Annotated in this window: 18 protein-coding genes; 8 read left to right on the top strand and 10 right to left on the bottom strand. The window is 65.4% G+C overall.

Features of this window, described 5'->3' with window-relative positions; genetic code table 11:
* Positions 1-67: 67 nt before the first annotated feature.
* The 4 genes from ACNI3R_RS15830 to ACNI3R_RS15845 are packed head-to-tail and all read left to right on the top strand — an operon-like array spanning position 68 to position 3,635.
* Positions 68-535, top strand: coding sequence for an Lrp/AsnC family transcriptional regulator (locus tag ACNI3R_RS15830; protein ID WP_426185050.1), 468 nt, complete (start codon positions 68-70; stop codon positions 533-535).
* On the top strand, positions 532-1,494 hold the full coding sequence (gene pip, locus ACNI3R_RS15835) for a prolyl aminopeptidase (protein ID WP_426185052.1): 963 nt from the start codon (positions 532-534) through the stop codon (positions 1,492-1,494). Before ACNI3R_RS15830 ends, pip begins: the two co-directional genes overlap by 4 nt.
* A complete protein-coding gene (locus tag ACNI3R_RS15840) occupies positions 1,491-2,909 on the top strand; it encodes an amino acid permease (protein WP_426185054.1) in 1,419 nt (472 codons plus the stop codon). Before pip ends, ACNI3R_RS15840 begins: the two co-directional genes overlap by 4 nt.
* A gap of 27 nt (positions 2,910-2,936) precedes the next feature.
* Positions 2,937-3,635, top strand: coding sequence for a 2OG-Fe(II) oxygenase (locus ACNI3R_RS15845; protein WP_426185056.1), 699 nt, complete (start codon positions 2,937-2,939; stop codon positions 3,633-3,635).
* Positions 3,636-3,642: 7 nt separating this feature from the next.
* Here ACNI3R_RS15845 and ACNI3R_RS15850 read toward each other — a convergent pair whose 3' ends face one another.
* Positions 3,643-3,993, bottom strand: coding sequence for a PilZ domain-containing protein (locus ACNI3R_RS15850; RefSeq protein ID WP_426185058.1), 351 nt, complete (start codon positions 3,991-3,993; stop codon positions 3,643-3,645).
* Positions 3,994-4,102: 109 nt separating this feature from the next.
* Positions 4,103-4,642, bottom strand: a complete 540-nt coding sequence (locus ACNI3R_RS15855) for a PilZ domain-containing protein (protein WP_426185060.1) — start codon at positions 4,640-4,642, stop codon at positions 4,103-4,105.
* Positions 4,643-4,798: 156 nt separating this feature from the next.
* On the opposite strand from ACNI3R_RS15855, the gene ACNI3R_RS15860 reads away from it, so the two are divergent.
* From ACNI3R_RS15860 to ACNI3R_RS15870, 3 genes are all read left to right on the top strand, one after another.
* Entirely contained in the window at positions 4,799-6,472 is a 1,674-nt protein-coding gene (locus ACNI3R_RS15860; protein ID WP_426185062.1) for an MFS transporter, read from the top strand.
* A gap of 334 nt (positions 6,473-6,806) precedes the next feature.
* Entirely contained in the window at positions 6,807-7,001 is a 195-nt protein-coding gene (locus tag ACNI3R_RS15865; protein WP_426185064.1) for a hypothetical protein, read from the top strand.
* A 158-nt stretch (positions 7,002-7,159) separates the two neighbouring features.
* Complete coding sequence (locus ACNI3R_RS15870; protein ID WP_426185066.1) at positions 7,160-7,909, top strand: SDR family NAD(P)-dependent oxidoreductase; 750 nt, start codon at positions 7,160-7,162, stop codon at positions 7,907-7,909.
* Between the two features lie 37 nt (positions 7,910-7,946).
* Here ACNI3R_RS15870 and ACNI3R_RS15875 read toward each other — a convergent pair whose 3' ends face one another.
* The 4 genes from ACNI3R_RS15875 to ACNI3R_RS15890 form a co-directional block, all read right to left on the bottom strand.
* Positions 7,947-8,315: a hypothetical protein gene (locus ACNI3R_RS15875; protein WP_426185067.1), complete on the bottom strand. Its 369-nt coding sequence runs from the start codon at positions 8,313-8,315 to the stop codon at positions 7,947-7,949.
* Positions 8,316-8,347: 32 nt separating this feature from the next.
* The gene (locus ACNI3R_RS15880) at positions 8,348-9,532 is read right to left on the bottom strand and encodes a class I SAM-dependent methyltransferase (protein ID WP_426185069.1); all 1,185 of its coding nucleotides are present in this window, start codon (positions 9,530-9,532) and stop codon (positions 8,348-8,350) included.
* A gap of 124 nt (positions 9,533-9,656) precedes the next feature.
* The gene (locus ACNI3R_RS15885) at positions 9,657-10,460 is read right to left on the bottom strand and encodes an alpha/beta fold hydrolase (RefSeq protein ID WP_426185071.1); all 804 of its coding nucleotides are present in this window, start codon (positions 10,458-10,460) and stop codon (positions 9,657-9,659) included.
* Positions 10,461-10,470: 10 nt separating this feature from the next.
* The gene (locus ACNI3R_RS15890; protein WP_426185073.1) at positions 10,471-12,069 is read right to left on the bottom strand and encodes an FAD-binding oxidoreductase; all 1,599 of its coding nucleotides are present in this window, start codon (positions 12,067-12,069) and stop codon (positions 10,471-10,473) included.
* A gap of 103 nt (positions 12,070-12,172) precedes the next feature.
* On the opposite strand from ACNI3R_RS15890, the gene ACNI3R_RS15895 reads away from it, so the two are divergent.
* Positions 12,173-12,856 carry a GntR family transcriptional regulator gene (locus ACNI3R_RS15895; RefSeq protein ID WP_426185075.1) on the top strand — a complete coding sequence of 228 codons (684 nt, stop codon included), beginning with the start codon at positions 12,173-12,175 and terminating at the stop codon, positions 12,854-12,856.
* Here ACNI3R_RS15895 and ACNI3R_RS15900 read toward each other — a convergent pair whose 3' ends face one another.
* From ACNI3R_RS15900 to ACNI3R_RS15915, 4 genes are read right to left on the bottom strand one after another with little or no spacing between them, the layout of a single operon-like run.
* Positions 12,857-13,492 carry an ATP-binding cassette domain-containing protein gene (locus ACNI3R_RS15900; protein WP_426185077.1) on the bottom strand — a complete coding sequence of 212 codons (636 nt, stop codon included), beginning with the start codon at positions 13,490-13,492 and terminating at the stop codon, positions 12,857-12,859.
* Positions 13,489-14,154 carry a molybdate ABC transporter permease subunit gene (gene modB / locus ACNI3R_RS15905; protein WP_426185079.1) on the bottom strand — a complete coding sequence of 222 codons (666 nt, stop codon included), beginning with the start codon at positions 14,152-14,154 and terminating at the stop codon, positions 13,489-13,491. Before modB ends, ACNI3R_RS15900 begins: the two co-directional genes overlap by 4 nt.
* Before the next feature lie 3 nt (positions 14,155-14,157).
* The gene (gene modA / locus ACNI3R_RS15910; RefSeq protein WP_426185081.1) at positions 14,158-14,910 is read right to left on the bottom strand and encodes a molybdate ABC transporter substrate-binding protein; all 753 of its coding nucleotides are present in this window, start codon (positions 14,908-14,910) and stop codon (positions 14,158-14,160) included.
* 59 nt (positions 14,911-14,969) lie between these two features.
* A complete protein-coding gene (locus ACNI3R_RS15915) occupies positions 14,970-15,350 on the bottom strand; it encodes a winged helix-turn-helix domain-containing protein (protein WP_426185083.1) in 381 nt (126 codons plus the stop codon).
* Between the last annotated feature and the right edge of the window lie 52 nt (positions 15,351-15,402).

Here is a 15,402-nt window from a genome sequence, read left to right on the forward strand (position 1 = left end):
ATGGCCCTTCCATCGCGCCATTCGGCTGCCTATCGTCCTAAGCTGCTCATGATTCGGGGGAGGAATAGTGGCACTGGATCAGGTCGATCACCGGCTGCTGGCCGCGCTTGAAGGCGATGCCCGCCTGTCCTTCGCCAGTCTCGGCGAGATGGTGGGCCTATCGAAGACGCCGTGCTGGAAGCGCGTCCAGGCGCTGGAGCAGGCGGGCGCGATCCGCGGCTATCATGCGGCGCTCGACGCTGATGCGCTGGGCCTGGGAACGGCGGCTTTCGTGCGGATCAGCGTGCGCTTCGACAAACATGCCGAGTTCGAGAAAGCGGTGCAGGCGCACCCGATGATCCTGTCCTGCCATGCTACGGTCGGCGACACCGACTATCTGGCGCACATCCTTGCCCGCGACATGACCGACCTCGACGAGTTCCTGCGGGCCGAACTGTGGCGGCTTCCGGGGGTCGAGCGGTTCACTACCACCATCGCAATGCGCGAGATCAAGGCAGCCGGTTCGCTGGCGGCCAATGCGGCGAGGAAGAAATGAGCGAATTGCGCGGCCTCTATCCATCGATCGAGCCCTATGCGAGCGGCCATCTCGACGTCGGCGACGGGCATCAGGTCTATTATGAGCGGGTCGGTACGCCGGGCGGGAAGCCGGCGGTGTTTCTGCACGGCGGCCCCGGCGGCGGGTGCTCGCCCGATCATCGGCGGCTGTTCGATCCCGCGCGCTACGATCTGCTGCTGTTCGACCAGCGCGGGTGCGGCCGGTCCACGCCGCATGCAAGCCTGGATGCCAACACGACCTGGCACCTGGTCGCCGACATCGAGCTCTTGCGAGCTTTGGTTGGCGTCGAACAGTGGATGGTGTTCGGTGGCAGCTGGGGTTCGACCCTCGGGCTCGCTTATGCCCAGAAATTCCCCAAGCGGGTCAGCGAGCTGATCCTGCGAGGGATCTACACCGCAACGCCCGAGGAGATACGCTGGTATTATCAGTTCGGCGTGTCGCAGATGTTCCCCGACAAATGGGAGGGCTTCCTCGCGCCGATCCCGGAGCAGGAACGCGGCGACCTGATCGCGGCCTATAATCGCCGGCTGACGGGCGTCGATCCCGTCGAGCAGTTGCGGGCGGCGCGGGCGTGGAGCCTGTGGGAGGGACAGACCATCACCCTGTTGCCCAGCCCGGCGCTCGACGCGCAGCATGGCGACGATCATTTCGCGATCGCCTTTGCGCGGATCGAAAATCACTATTTCCATAATGATTGCTGGCTGGAGCCGGGGCAGTTGCTGCGCGACGCGAGCCGGCTGCGCGGCATTCCTGGCCTGATCGTCCATGGCCGCTATGACATGCCCTGTCCTGCGCGCTACGCCTGGGCGTTGCACAAGATCTGGACCGATGCGGAGTTCCACCTGGTCGAGGGGGCGGGGCACGCTTATTCGGAGCCGGGCATATTGGACAAGCTGATCCGGGCGACCGATTGCTTTGCGAACAAGGAGAGGGAATGAGCGGTTTCATGCGGCGCAAGCCGATCGGCGGGGAAATACAGCGGGCGGATCGCCTGCCGCCGTCCTTGTCCTGGCCGCATCTCGTCGCGCTGGGCGTGGGGGCGATCGTCGGTACGGGCATCCTGACGCTGATCGGCGTCGGCGCGGATCGCGCCGGGCCATCGGTGCTGCTGTCCTTCGGCATAGCGGGCGCGGTGTGTGCCTGCGCTGCTCTGGCCTATGCCGAGCTGGCGGCGATGCTTCCCGCGTCGGGCAGCGCCTATAGCTACAGCTATTCGGCTCTGGGCGAGATATTCGCCTGGGTGGTCGGGTGGAGCCTGATCCTCGAATATTCGCTGGTCGTGTCGACCGTGGCGGTCGGCTGGTCGGGCTATGCGTCTCCGCTGCTCGGCGGGCTGGGCTTCCCGATGGCATTGACGCAGGGGCCGGAGATGGGCGGGATCATCAATCTGCCGGCGATCTTCATCATCGCGGTCGTCACCGGGCTGCTGCTGCTCGGCACGCATGAGAGCGCGCGGATCAACACGATCCTGGTGGCCGTGAAGATCGCGACGCTTTCGCTGTTCGTGGCGGTCGCGCTGCCCCAGTTCGATGCCGCCAATCTAAGCCCCTTCATGCCTTACGGCTTCGGCGCTTCGCCGGGGCCCGACGGCATCCAGCGCGGCGTCATGGCCGCCGCCGCGATCATCTTCTTCGCCTTTTACGGCTTCGATGCGATTTCGACGGCGGCCGAGGAAACCAAGCGCCCCGAGCGCGACCTTGCCATCGGCATCGTCGGGTCGATGCTGATCTGCACGCTGATCTATGTGCTGGTGGCCGCCGCTGCCATCGGCGCGATTCCGTTCAAGGGTTTTGCCGACAGCCCCGAGCCGCTGGCCCTGATCCTGCGCGAACTCGGCCGTCCGGGCGTTGCCAAGATCGTTGCGACCGCAGCGGTGATTGCGCTGCCGACCGTCCTGCTCGCATTCCTCTATGGGCAGAGTCGGATCTTCCTGGCGATGGCACGCGACGGCTTCCTGCCGACGTCGCTGGCGAAGATATCGCGCCGGGGAACACCGGCCCGGATCACGACGGCGACGGCGATCCTGGTCGCTATCCTGGCCGGATTGCTGCCGATCGGCGAGATTGCAGCGCTGGCCAATGCGGGGACGCTGATCGCCTTCATGGCGGTCGGCGCCTGCCTGATCGTGCTGCGCCGCCGCCGCCCGGACCTGAAGCGCCCATTCCGGACGCCTGCCGGCCAACTGATCGGGCTGGGTGCGGTGCTCGGCTGCCTTTATCTGTTCATCAGCCTGCCGCTGCAGACCTTGCTGTGGTGCCTCGTATGGAATGCGATCGGGGTGCTGATCTATGTCGGCTATGCCCGCCGCCACAGCGTGCTGGGGCAAAGCGAGCAAGAAGCAGGAAGCGCCTGACAAGGTCGGTCTGCCAGCCATGGCCGCATGGACAAGGTGAACAACGGTCAGGACTGGCAGGCGCACTGTAGGGCGCTCGACGATCGCGGGTGGGCCAGGCTGCCCGGATTACTGGACGCTGCGTGTTGCGAAGCGCTGGCGGCAGGATATGAAGAACCGGACCTCTTCCGGTCCACGGTTGTCATGCAGCGGCACGGCTTCGGCCAGGGGGCATATAGATATTTCGGCTATCCGCTGCCGGCGGTCGTCGCCGAGTTGCGGTCGGCGCTCTATCGTCAGCTGCTGCCCATTGCCAATCGCTGGGCGGAGATAGAAAGGCGGCCTTGCTCCCCCGACGATCACAGCGACTATCTGGCGCAATGCCATAGGCTCGGCCAGATGCGGCCGACCCCGCTGCTGCTGCGCTACCAGGCCGGGGATTATAACCGGCTGCACCAGGACATCTATGGCGCGGAGATCTTTCCGTTGCAGGTGGCGATCCTGCTGTCGCGGCCTGGCGAGGACTTTACCGGGGGGCAGTTCGTTCTGACCGAGCAGCGGCCCCGCATGCAGTCGCGTGTCGATGTGGTCGAGCTGAAGCAGGGCGACGCGGTCGTCTTCGCCGTATCGCGCCGCCCTGTTGCCGGGATGCGGGGCCACTATGGCGCGGTCATGCGGCACGGCGTGTCCACGATCGGAAGCGGCACGCGCTACTGCCTGGGCATCATATTCCACGACGCCGCCTGAGGCGCGATCAGCGAAACCCCATCGGCTCAGCCGATGCGAGGGCGCGGCGGCCTTCGGTCAGCAATATGTCGAGGCGCGCCGAGGGGATCCCGGAGTCGAACGCAAGACCGAAGCGGCTGCCCTTCACCCAGGCGGTGCGACCGAGCAACTCGTTGCCCTTGCAGACGACCCAGACGATCTCACCGGGATCGGGCGGATCGTCGGCGTGAACCAGCGCACCCTTGCGCGACAGGTCGAGGATGTGGATCGGCATCGGCCGGCCATTGGCCAGCAGGGTTGCCTTCAGATAGACTCTGGTGCGCGCATCCTGTCGCGCATCGGGCCGTCCTCGAAACCCCAGAGCGGTGGCTAGAGACATGGTACGCATTCCTTACGCGCCGCCGGGAGCGATGGCGGCATGTAAGGGCGTAGCGGTCTGCCGGTAGCAGGGCGTTAGTGTATCTGGTGAACGCCGCGCTAACGCTTTTTCAACCTATCGCCAGCAGCGTGAGGCCGATCAGGGCCACGATCAGCAGTCCGGACACCAGCATCCACCGCGTTCTTCGTCCGGCAACGGTTTCCTCGGACAGGGCGAGCCCATCCGATGATTCGTGCCGTTCGGCAAAGGTCGGCGCCGGGTCTTCGGCGTGAAGAATGTCGGCGATGGCCGAGACCAGAGCGGGGCATTCGGCGGCCAGCCGGTGGCTGCTGGCGGCCGCCATGCCCAATTCCTCGATGCTGAGCGGGCTCGTGAAACGGCATCCGGCCCGGTTGTCAGCGATCCACATGACCTCGGCCTCACGCCATCCTACCAGCGGCACTTCCAGAATGATCTGCGCGCCGGGAACAAGGTCTCCGGCGTTCGAGGCCATCAGGCCTTCCTGGGATATGTCGGTGAGGGTTACCCCCTCTATGCTGTCCCCGTCGGCCGAAGCACCGTCGAGGGTCATGCGTATCCGTGCTTGCTGCTGGATGGCGATGCGGCGCTTCTGACGTCGTTCGGCCGGATAGGATTCGAAGCGGTTCATAGGGCTCCCTGAGTCGATAACGCCTGCGCACCAGCCCCCGATGCCGCAGCGCAACACTAGTTCAGGCACGGTTTTCCGCCGAGCCGGGGTTTTCCCCTAGTCGGGAGACTGGGCGGGCTATTGGCAGTGCGGCCCCGCTGCGGCATGGCTATGTCCATGAGTCCCGCTCCCCCCGCCGACGTCGAGACGCCATCGCCCGCCTCCTCGCCGCTGCGGATACCGATCTTCCGGGCGATCTGGATCTCCTCCATGGCATCGAACTTCGGGGGGTTGATCCAGTCGGTCGGGGCGGCGTGGATGATGACCTCTTTGTCGGGATCGGCGAAGATGATCGCGCTGGTGCAGACATCGACGGTGCTGCCCTTCATGCTGCTCTCGCTGCTGGCGGGCGCGGTCGCGGACAATCTCGACCGGCGCAAAGTCATGCTCGTGGCCCAAGCAGCGATGCTGGTGTTGTCGGCGCTGCTCGCGGTCTTCGCCTGGCAAGGCTGGCTCGATCCCTGGCTGCTGCTGGCTTTCACCTTCCTGATCGGGTGCGGGACGGCGATGGCCGGACCCGCCTGGCAGGCGACCGTCGGCGACATCGTTCCCCGGCCGCTGCTCCCCAAGGCGGTTGCCCTCAATTCGACGGCCTTCAACCTGGCGCGCACGGCCGGGCCGGCGCTGGGCGGAGCGATCGTCGCGGCGGCCGGCGCGGCTGCAACCTTCCTGATCAATGCCCTGTCCTATCTGGGCCTGATCGTCGTCCTGCTGCGCTGGCGGCGTCCGGTGGCAGAGCGGGTGTTGCCGCCGGAAGGCCTGTGGGTGGCGATGGGGGCAGGGCTTCGCTACGTCGCCATGTCGCCGAACCTGCGTGTCGTGGTGATGCGCGCCACATTGTTCGGATTGTCGGCCAACGCAGTCTCGGCGCTGATGCCTCTGATCGCCCGCGATCTCGTCCAGGGCGGCGCGTTGATCTTCGGATCGCTGCTCGGCGCCTTCGGCGTCGGAGCGGTCTTCGGCGGGCTGGGATCGGGCTATCTGCGCAGCCATGCCTCGACCGAGAGCATTGCGAGAATCGCTTCGGTGGGGCTCGCCGTCGGGACCGCCATCACGGCGGTGAGCGGGCTTCTGCCGCTGACCTTCGCGGCGCTGATGCTCAGCGGGGCGAGCTGGGTTCTGGCGCTCTCCACCTTCAATATCTCGGTCCAGCTCGCCTCGCCGCGCTGGGTCGTGGCACGGGCGCTGTCGGTCTATCAGATGATGGCGTTCGGGGGCATGGCGGTCGGGGCATGGCTGCTAGGGATGCTCGCGGAGCAGCATGGCGTCGCCATCAGCCTGCTGGTCGCCGCAGCGGGACAGGGGATCGTGCTGCTCTTCGGTGTCCTGTCGCCCCTGCCGCAGGTAGAGAATGTCAATCTCGACCCGCTGAGCCAGTGGAGCGAGCCCGAGGTCGCGCTGCCGATCGAGCCGCGCAGCGGGCCGGTCGTGGTGACGATCGAATATCGCATCGCCGACAGCGATATCGCGCCGTTCCTTGCGGCGATGACCGAAAGGCGGCGGATCAGGCGGCGTGACGGTGCGCGGGGCTGGTCCCTGCTACGCGACCTCAACGAACCGCAGCTGTGGGTCGAGCGCTACCATGTCGCGACCTGGTACGATTATGTCCGCCACAATCAGCGGCGTACCCAGGCCGATGCCGAGAACAGCGCGGTGCTGGGCGGGTTGCAGCAGGAGGGCGTACCGATAAGGGTGCATCGGATGATCGAACGTCAGACGGGCTCGCTTCCGCATGCCCGGCGCCATGATCCCGTCACCATGGATGCGCGGATGAACGATCCGGCCGGTTGAGGCCGGTCAGCTTTTCGAGCGCAAAAGGGCAGCCTCGCGTTCGTACATCTCCAATATCTTCATATGGAGTTGTCGCGCGGTCTCGCTCTGTGCTTGCTCAGCGGCAAGACGAGCGCGCTCGATGCGCTGCGCATAGTGCGTCAGTTTTGAGTCGTTTATTTCGATCATCGCCCTGGAACCGTTGGAGGTCCTTCGACGATCGCAATAACAGCATTGACGGGCGACGGCGGTAAACAAAGGTAAACTCACGACTTTAGTCACATGCCATTCAGATTGCCTAGTGTAAGCATCGGACATCAGGGCGTTTTCGGTAACGGGTAGCAGAGATTCCAAAGTGCCCCACAGCAATGTCCATCAGCTCCGCCGCGAAGCGGAAAAGGCCCGCACCCTGGCGAATAATGCCTTCACCGAGGGCGAGCGGCAGCATCTGCAGCAGGTCGCCTCAAGCCTCGAGCGCGAAGCGATGCTGGCCGAACTGGAAGCCAGGCGGCGAACGGCGCAGTGGCAGGGTGACGAACGCCGCGCATGATGGGGCGGCCATGGGCATTCAAGCTCAATCTGTAAAATGGTATCCAAAATAGCACGAAGTGGTTGCTTGGAGCGCCTATTTCCAAGCAGGTTACGATTTTCCGTGTACAGAGTAAGCGCCATCTCTTAGCCTCTCCCGCATTCACGAGGGAGCATCGCATGAAGATAGAGGGTCAGGCGGTTCTGGTAACGGGTGCCCAGCAGGGCATCGGACGGGCAGTGGCCATAGCCTTTGCTGAAGCTGGGACGGATGTGGCGATCAACTATTTCGATGACCTCGATGCAGCCGAAGAGGTCGCCGCCGCTGTGCGATCGGCCGGACGGAAGGCAGTGCTGATCCAGGGGGACGTAGCCGACAGTTCCAGCCATGGTGCGATGGTCGCCGCTGCGGTCGAGGGGCTGGGGCGGCTGGACCATCTGGTCAACAATGCCGGCATCTACCCGCGCGCGTCGTTGCTCGACATGTCGTCCGACCTCTGGGACCGGACCCTCGACACCAATCTCAAGGCCAGCTGTTTCATGGCCCAGGCCTTCGCCCGCTACATGATCGAAGCGAAGCGTCCGGGCTCGATCGTCAACATGGCCTCGCTGGCTGCGCAGGGCTGGCCCAATTCTTCGGCCTATACGAGCTCGAAGGGCGGGATCATCGCGCTGACGCGGACCCTGGCGATGGAGCTGGCCGATCATAAGGTGCGGGTCAACTGCATCTCGCCGGGCGTGATCGACACGGCCCAGCCGCGCGGAGGCTATAGCGAGGAGCAACTGGCCGAACTGGTCAAGGGAACGCTGGCGAAGCGCATGGGGACAGCCGAGGAGGTCGCGAGCGTGGCGCTGTTCCTGGCGAGCGATGCGGCCAGCTTCGTCAACGGCCAGAACATCCACGTCAATGGCGGCGTGTTCATGGCATGAGGGATGCGGGGTGGCTGTAGCCACCCCGTCCCGAAGGTCAGGCGGCTTCGGACGTTACCAGCTCGACCGCCGCTTCATAGCTTTCGGCCAGCTTGCCTGCCTCGAGCGCAAGTTCCTCGCGCTCCTGGTGGACAATCCGCAGGACATTGGCGAGGAAGGTCTGCCGCCAGGCATCACGTTCCTCGCGCACCTCCAGATCGGGAATGTAGGAGGCGACGTCGGCGCGCGTCACCGTGCCGCCTTTTTCCATGAGCCGCTGCATCGTATCGAGCTGGTCGTGCAGAACCGCGACCTCTCCGGCGAGCGCCATGGTGATGGCGAGGACCTTATCGATCGCCGGATCCTGGAAATATTGCGGCCGCTCGCCCTTGGCCTTTTTCCGCAGTTCGATGGTGGTGTCGGTCATCTTATGCTCCGTGTACGCTGGGAGGAGGAGGATCAGGCGGCCTTCTGCACGCCCCAGACCCACCAGGCCCCGCCACCGCCAAAATCGCCACCCTGGAAAACGCGCGTGCGACGGGCTTCCTCCGCCTCGAAGGCGCTCGGCTGATAGGCTTCGAAGGCGAGCGCCGGATCGAAGCCGGTTTCGGCGGCGACCTCGGCAGCCTTCAACTCGTGGCTGGCGCCCCAATAGGGCTCGTTGTTGTTGCGCGTATCCCAGTCGAGCATGAAGGCGTCGTAGAGCGGGAGATCGCGATAGGGCGGGGTTTCCGCATGGACGACGAGCCCGCCCGGCGCGAGCAGTCGATTGGCCTCGCGCATGATCCGCCGGATCGCGACATGGCTGGTCTCGTGGACGAGGATGTGGCTGACGATCAGGTCGAAATGGCCGTCGGGGAAATCGGTCGCCTCGGCATTCTGCTGGCTGAAGTGGACCGCCTTGCCGAGCGCGCGGGCGCGGGCATGGGCATAGCGGAGCATCGGCGCACCGACGTCGATGCCGTAAACCTCCGCCTCGGGAAAGGCATCGCAATAGGGCAGGGTCGAGTGACCGACCGAGCAGCCCATGTCGAGGATGCGGCGTGGGCGAAAATCGGGATGGTTGGCCTTGATCCAGGCGATGGTGGTGTCGCCGATGTCCGAATTGAACGGTCCCATGCGCCCCATGGCGTAGATGTACACCGCCCGGTCGTAGGTCGCGCCATTGGCGACATCGTCGGTGGTGAATTCCGAATGATAGCCGCCGGGCATGCAGTGGATGTCGACCGCCTTGTGATAGCGCGGGGTTTCCAGATCGGGATCAAGGCGCAGCGTGCCACCGGTTTCGGGAAGGTCGGCCCTGGTGGCGTCGATAAGGTCGGGCAACTGCCGCTCGACCGAAAGCTGGACCGACTTCCACATCATTTCCTGGCTGTTGCGCTGAAGGGCGCTCCAGAAATTGAAGAAGGGCTCTTCCGCCATGGCCTTGCGGACATCGTGGATCGTCTCGGGCGGGCGTTTGGCGGAGCGCTCGAAGCGCGGCTTGGCGCGGGCCTCGAAAGCGTCCTTGTTGCCGGGCGACACCTGACTCGCGAGATGAAATTTGAGGCTTTTCACGAACTCCTGGCGCGCGAACTCGTCGGCGCTCGTTTCGGGCAGCATCGCATGGGGGTACTGCGTCTTCAGGTCGATGTCTTCGGTCATGGCAGGGCCTCCGCAGGGGGTGACATGGTGAGAAAAGGGCGACTCGCTCTCCCCGATTTTGCATGCAAAATACATGGCATTTCCGCGAGATGGTCAAGCTCAGGCTGAGATTGGCAGAAGTTTGTCACGGCTCGCAGGCCGAGAAGAAGCTGCGCAACTCCCGCGCGACGTTGTCGGTGTCGAGGTCGGGTTCGAAATTGGCGCCCTCAAGCGCCATGACCCGCGCATCGGGACGGAGCGAGATCGCCCGGTCCAGATAGGCGGCGAGCACGTCGGTCGGTGCGGCGCCGATCATGACCGGGCAGGACAAAGCAACATAAGCCGCGGTGAAGTCATAGTCCCACACGGCCCGGTAGGACTGGACCCGGCCCCACCAGGCGCGCAACTGGTCGGCCATTTCGCGGTGGATCAGCAGCGGATCGGCATGCGCGCCGAGATTGCGCAGATATTCCCAGTTGTCGAGCAGATAGGCGCCGCTGACGACGGGCTTGAAGGGCGTTCCGAAATGGTGGGAGAATTCGACGCGCTCCTCGGCGGTCAACGGCACGGGACCGATCAGGCTGATGCTGGCGATGCGGTCGGGCGCGAGGCTGGCGAGTTCGACCGCGATACAGGCGCCGGTGTGGTGGCCGGCAAGGTGGAGGCTGTCGATGCGCAGCGCGTCGAGCGTCTCCAGGAACCAGCGGGCATAGTCGCCGATAGCGGGCGAGGCGTCCTGCGGCAGATCGAAGGAGCCGCCGAAGCCCGGCGTGTCGAGGGCGTAAAGCGCGCGCGAACCGGCGAGCGTGCGCATGACCTTGTGCCACATCTTGCCCGAGCTGGCGGTCTGGTGGAGAAACACGGCCGGTGTGCCCGCGCCGTCGACATGCGAGAGGTGGATCTGCCCGGCGGAGCAGTCGACATAGGCTTTGCGGATGATGTCGGTCATGGCGTTCCCCTCACAGGCCCAGGCAGCCGGGGTTCATGAGATTGTCGGGGTCGATCGCGGCCTTGATCCGGCCGGCGAGCCGGGCGAGGCCGGGGTCCTCCATCATCGGCTCATAGGGGTAATATTTGGCGATCTGCAGGTGCAGGCCGCCCAGCCGATCGAACAGGTCGCGCAGTTCGTCGCGCAGTTGCAGAGCCACGGCGCGGCGCGCTTCGTTCGGCGGGATGTCCTTCCACTTGTCGGCGAATTCGGGCTCGATCAGCGAAAGGCGGAAGGGGCCGAGTTCGTCATGCCAGTAGAAGCTCGGCTCGATGACGAATTCCGGGCCGGAAAAGCAGGTCAGATAGCTGGTCTTGATGCCCCAATGCTCCATCAGCGGGGCGCGCTCGGCGAGGAAGACCTCGGTGGCGCGCGCCGCATCGACTGCGCGGGACAGCGGGAAATAGCCGTGGACCGGGATCCAGATCTCGCCTTCCGACCCGAGCAATATGGTGCGGACGCCGCCGAAGGGGGCGTTGCGGAATACGGTGGGGATGGCGTTGGTCATCTCCGTCCCGCCTTCCTCGGCGCAGATCTCGGCGGCCAGATCGGTATGTTCGGCGGCGACGCCCTCGGTAAGTCCGTCGAGCGTCATGTGGAGCGAGTAGGGTACGTCGCGCAGGATGCGCTTGCCCCCGAGCGCGACGCGCGCGGCCTGCTTCAATCCCCTGATCCCGCCCTTGCGCGCGATCTTGCCGACGAGCGACAGGCCTTCCTCGAAGGTTATGCCCTGCTTCTCGAAGCCCGCATTATAATAGGGATCGAAGCCATAGCATTCCGACGCGATGCCGAGCCGGGCGATGCGGACCTGGGCCGACAGCATCGCGTCCAGCGTGCCGAAGCGGTAGGACAGAAAGCCGGTATGGCGCGGGGCGGGGACGAGCCGCAGCGCGGCGACTGCCTTGACCCCCATGGCGCCATTGTCGGCGGTGAAGATGCCGGTGATGTCCGGGCCGAAATGGCGCCAGAAGGGGTTGGAATGGCGGTGCGCCCAGGAACCCGTCGTGACCACCGAGCCGTCGGCGAGCACGACCTTGAGGCCGAGCACGCTCTCGGCCGCAGTCCCGCCGACACCCGAGCCATGGAACAGGCTGTTTTGCGAAAGCGCCCCGCCGACCGTGGCATAGGCACCCGATAGCGGCCCCCAATAAGGTGTGCTGAGACCGAGCGGCGACAGAGCCTCGTGGAGCTTCTTCCAGGTGCAGCCAGCCTGGACGAGGACGTACATGTCGTCGGCGTTGATCTCGACGATCTCGTCCATGCCGCGCATGTCGACGAGGATCGAACGATCGCGCGCGGGGACATAGCCCCCGGTATAGGACATGCCGCCGCCGCGCGGGACGATGGCGCAGCCGGCCTCGGCCGCGCGGGCCACGCAGGCGGACAGCTGTTCGAGCGAGCGGGGACGAACCACGCACATCGCTGTCTCGCCCGGCCGCCAGCTGAGATCGGTCGAGAAAAAGCGACGGTCGGCGTCGCCGACCAGCAGGTCGTCAGGGCCGAGCAATTGCCGGAGTGCGTCCAGCAGCTGCGCATTCGTGCGATCGATCCGTTCCGCGACGTCGTCCATCCCAACACCCTCTCCGATGAGTCGACAAAAGTGTATGCAAAAATAGAGGATCAAACAAGCGGTCATGCTTGGCGCGATGAAGGTGTTGGGATAAGGGCAGCGCATGGCCAGCAAAGCATCCGACCGCGACGAGGAAAACGGCGCGTCCCTCGTCTCCCATGTGGTTGATTCGATTGTCGATGGCGTGATGGCCGGACGCTATGCGCCGGGTCAGCGCCTGATCGCAGCGGATCTGGCGGAGGAATATAATGTGAGCCGGGCGCCCGTTCGCGAGGCGCTGCATATGCTGGCGGGCGAGGGGGTGGTCGAACTGATCGCCAACCGGGGCGCGCGAATCCGGCGCCTGTCGGTCAAGGACCGGATCGACTTCCTGGAGTTTACCGAGGCCCTATGTGTGCTGGGCGTGCGTCTGACCGCCGGCAAGGTGGGCGACCCGGAGATACGCGATGCGGTGATCGCGGCGTTCCAACCGATCGAGGACAATGCGGTGCGCCGCAGCGCGCGCGACTTCGTCGATTCGCTCTACCGCTATCATATCGAGCTCAACCGGCTGTCGGGGAACCGCTATGTCGAGTTCTTCTACAGCCGGCCCTATATGCGCTTCTTCACGACGCTGTTGTCCGAACTCGCGCCGGGCGATCATTGGGACCAGTATCTGATCAACTACCGGCTGATCCACGAGACGATCCTGACGGGCGACGCCCATTCGGCGGTCGTCACCTTCTCCAGCCACATCCGCTGGGTGCTCCGCAACATGCGCGAGGCGCTGGCCACCGACGAGGCCTGATCAGCCGCCGATCAATCGCCCATCGTGCAGGACGAGGGTCGTAGAAGCCAGCCGCCCGGCTTCGGCCTCGTCATGGGTGACATAGATGACCGGCAGGGCAAGCTGGGGGAGGAGGTCGCCGAGCCAGTCGACCATCGCCGCGCGCGCGGAAGCATCGAGCGCGGACAGAGGCTCGTCCATCAGCAACAGGCGGGGCTGGCCGAGCAGCGCCCGTGCGATCGAGGCGCGCTGCATTTCGCCCCCGGACAGGTCGCGCGGCATCGCGTCGAGCAGAGGGGCGATGCCGGTCCGGGCGATGATCTCGTCACGGTCGAACGGCCCCGCCAGCGCGCGGCGTTCGGCAAAATCGAGATTGCGGCGAACCGAGAGATGGGGGAGCAGGCCTTCGCCCTGGACGACATAGCCGATGCGGCGCCGCTCGGTGCGCACGAAGAGCTGTTCGTCCTGCCAGATGTCCGACCCGAAGCTTATGGCGCCGGCATGGCAATCGAGGCCCGCCAGCGCGCGCAGCAGACTGGTCTTGCCCGAGCCCGAGCGACCGAGCAGCGCGGTGACGCCGGTCGAGGGGATGTCGATATCGACATCGAGCAGGAAGCGCGGGCCGCGCCGTCCCTGCAATCGGATCGCGATGGTCATGGCCGGGGCGTTCCGATCCGCCGGTCGACCAGCAGCAGGGCCAGAAGAGCGGCGAAGGAGAAGGCGACCAGCCAGACGGCAATGCGGTGCGCTTCGCCGAATTGCAGGCTTTCGACGAGCTGGAAGATGCGGGTCGAGAGCACTTCGGTGCGGCCCGGTATGTTGCCGCCGATCATGAGGACGACGCCGAACTCACCGATCGTATGGGCAAAGACGAGGATCGAAGCCGACAGGAAGCCGCGCCGGGCGAGCGGGAGCGCGACATGGATGAAGCGGTCCCAGCGACCGGCGCCCATGGTGGCGGCCAGTTCCAGTGGCCGGTCGCCGATCGCCTCGAAGGCGGTGCGGAGCGGCTGCACGGCGAAGGGGAGCGAATAGAAGATCGAGCCGATGACGAGGCCGGTGAAGGTGAAGGCGAGCGTCCTGACCCCGAAAGGCTGGAGTAATGCCATCAGCGGACTGTCCGGACCGAGCGCGATCAGCAGGTAGAAGCCGATCACCGTGGGCGGGAGGACCAGCGGCAGGGCGGTGACGGCGCCGACAATCTCCTTCGCCCAATGGCGCGAGCGGGCGAGCCACCAGGCGAGCGGGGTGGCCAGAAGCAGCAGCCAGAGGGTGGTGACGAGCGCCAGTTCGAGGGTCGTCAGCAGGACAAGCGTCATCGATCAGCGCAGCGCATAGCCATAGCGGCGGATGATGCGCAGCGCGGTGCCGCTGCGCATGAACTTCAGGAAGGCGCGGGCGGCGGGATTGTGTGCGCCGGTCTTCAGCAGGATCGCCTGTTGCTCGATCGGCTGGTGGAGGCGGGCGGGGACGATCCAGCGCGAGCCGCCCTTCACGTCGACGATCTGCGACAACGCCACGAAGCCTAGTTCGGCCGCGCCGGTGGAGGTGAACTGATAGGCCTGTGCGATCGACGTGCCGGTGACGATGCGCGGCTTCAGCCTGGCCTCGACGCCGAGTTTCCGCATCACCTCCAGTGCGGCCTGCCCATAAGGCGCGCTGGCGGGATCGGCGATGGCGATCCGTTCGAAGCGACCGGTCCGGAGGATCGCGCCGGCCCCGTCGACGAGGCGGGGCGTTGTGGAATAGAGCGCCAGCCTGCCCACGGCATAGGTGAAGCGGGTACCGACAACGCCAAGTCCCTCCTGCTCGATCTTCGCTGGGCGCTCGGCATCGGCGGACAGGAACAGCTCGAACGGCGCGCCATGGCTGATCTGGGTATAGAAGGCGCCCGACGGGCCGAAAGCGAGTTGCGCCTTGTGGCCGGTGGCCTTGGCGAAGGCGGCGGCGATCTCTTTTGCCGGCTCGGTGAAATTCGCGGCGACGGCGACGGTAGTTTCGGCGGCCAAAGCGGGAGCGGCGGTGCAACCGAGAAGCAGCAGGAGCCCCAGGCAGAGGCGATGGCGCAAGGTCATGCTGGAACTCCCGGACGATCGCTCTCCGGATGCTATATCAGTGTGTATATGGCAAGCCTTCAGTGTGAAGGCGGCAGAGGCTCGTTCCGCATCATTGCTGCCAGCGCCCGGAAGTCATCGCCTTCCGCCGCATCGAGCAGGCTGCGTTCGAGCCTGCGATAGGCGCTCAAAATGCGATGACCGAAGTCGGTCACCCGAGCGCCCTTCTCACGCCCGCCGCCGGGTGTGGTGTCGACCACCCGCTCCTGCCAGCAGCGGTTGAGGCTGTCGACGAGCAGCCAGGTGCGGCGATAGCTCATGCCCAGCGCACGCCCTGCCGCAGAGATCGAACCCTCGCGGTCGATGGCTTCGAGAAGCGCGGCCTTGCCGGGGCCGATGGCGGGCTCATCGCCGGCATAAAGCTGGGCCTTGAGCTTGAGGGGACCGAGACGGGGAACCATGGAAGGAGTCTAACATCGCGTCAGAACCTCGTCACGCGCGACGGCGATCGGG

The sequence above is a fragment of the Rhizorhabdus antheiae genome, from assembly GCF_049889055.1.
Taxonomy (GTDB): Bacteria; Pseudomonadota; Alphaproteobacteria; order Sphingomonadales; family Sphingomonadaceae; genus Rhizorhabdus.

Excerpts from the sequence above, each read along its gene's own strand:
- pip (WP_426185052.1), top strand. The coding sequence starts at position 532 with ATGAGCGAATTGCGCGGCCTCTATCCATCGATCGAGCCCTATGCGAGC.
- ACNI3R_RS15840 (WP_426185054.1), top strand. The coding sequence starts at position 1,491 with ATGAGCGGTTTCATGCGGCGCAAGCCGATCGGCGGGGAAATACAGCGG.
- ACNI3R_RS15845 (WP_426185056.1), top strand. The coding sequence starts at position 2,937 with ATGGACAAGGTGAACAACGGTCAGGACTGGCAGGCGCACTGTAGGGCG.
- ACNI3R_RS15850 (WP_426185058.1), bottom strand. The coding sequence starts at position 3,993 with ATGTCTCTAGCCACCGCTCTGGGGTTTCGAGGACGGCCCGATGCGCGA.
- ACNI3R_RS15855 (WP_426185060.1), bottom strand. The coding sequence starts at position 4,642 with ATGAACCGCTTCGAATCCTATCCGGCCGAACGACGTCAGAAGCGCCGC.
- ACNI3R_RS15860 (WP_426185062.1), top strand. The coding sequence starts at position 4,799 with ATGAGTCCCGCTCCCCCCGCCGACGTCGAGACGCCATCGCCCGCCTCC.
- ACNI3R_RS15870 (WP_426185066.1), top strand. The coding sequence starts at position 7,160 with ATGAAGATAGAGGGTCAGGCGGTTCTGGTAACGGGTGCCCAGCAGGGC.
- ACNI3R_RS15875 (WP_426185067.1), bottom strand. The coding sequence starts at position 8,315 with ATGACCGACACCACCATCGAACTGCGGAAAAAGGCCAAGGGCGAGCGG.
- ACNI3R_RS15880 (WP_426185069.1), bottom strand. The coding sequence starts at position 9,532 with ATGACCGAAGACATCGACCTGAAGACGCAGTACCCCCATGCGATGCTG.
- ACNI3R_RS15885 (WP_426185071.1), bottom strand. The coding sequence starts at position 10,460 with ATGACCGACATCATCCGCAAAGCCTATGTCGACTGCTCCGCCGGGCAG.
- ACNI3R_RS15890 (WP_426185073.1), bottom strand. The coding sequence starts at position 12,069 with ATGGACGACGTCGCGGAACGGATCGATCGCACGAATGCGCAGCTGCTG.
- ACNI3R_RS15895 (WP_426185075.1), top strand. The coding sequence starts at position 12,173 with ATGGCCAGCAAAGCATCCGACCGCGACGAGGAAAACGGCGCGTCCCTC.
- ACNI3R_RS15900 (WP_426185077.1), bottom strand. The coding sequence starts at position 13,492 with ATGACCATCGCGATCCGATTGCAGGGACGGCGCGGCCCGCGCTTCCTG.
- modB (WP_426185079.1), bottom strand. The coding sequence starts at position 14,154 with ATGACGCTTGTCCTGCTGACGACCCTCGAACTGGCGCTCGTCACCACC.
- modA (WP_426185081.1), bottom strand. The coding sequence starts at position 14,910 with ATGACCTTGCGCCATCGCCTCTGCCTGGGGCTCCTGCTGCTTCTCGGT.
- ACNI3R_RS15915 (WP_426185083.1), bottom strand. The coding sequence starts at position 15,350 with ATGGTTCCCCGTCTCGGTCCCCTCAAGCTCAAGGCCCAGCTTTATGCC.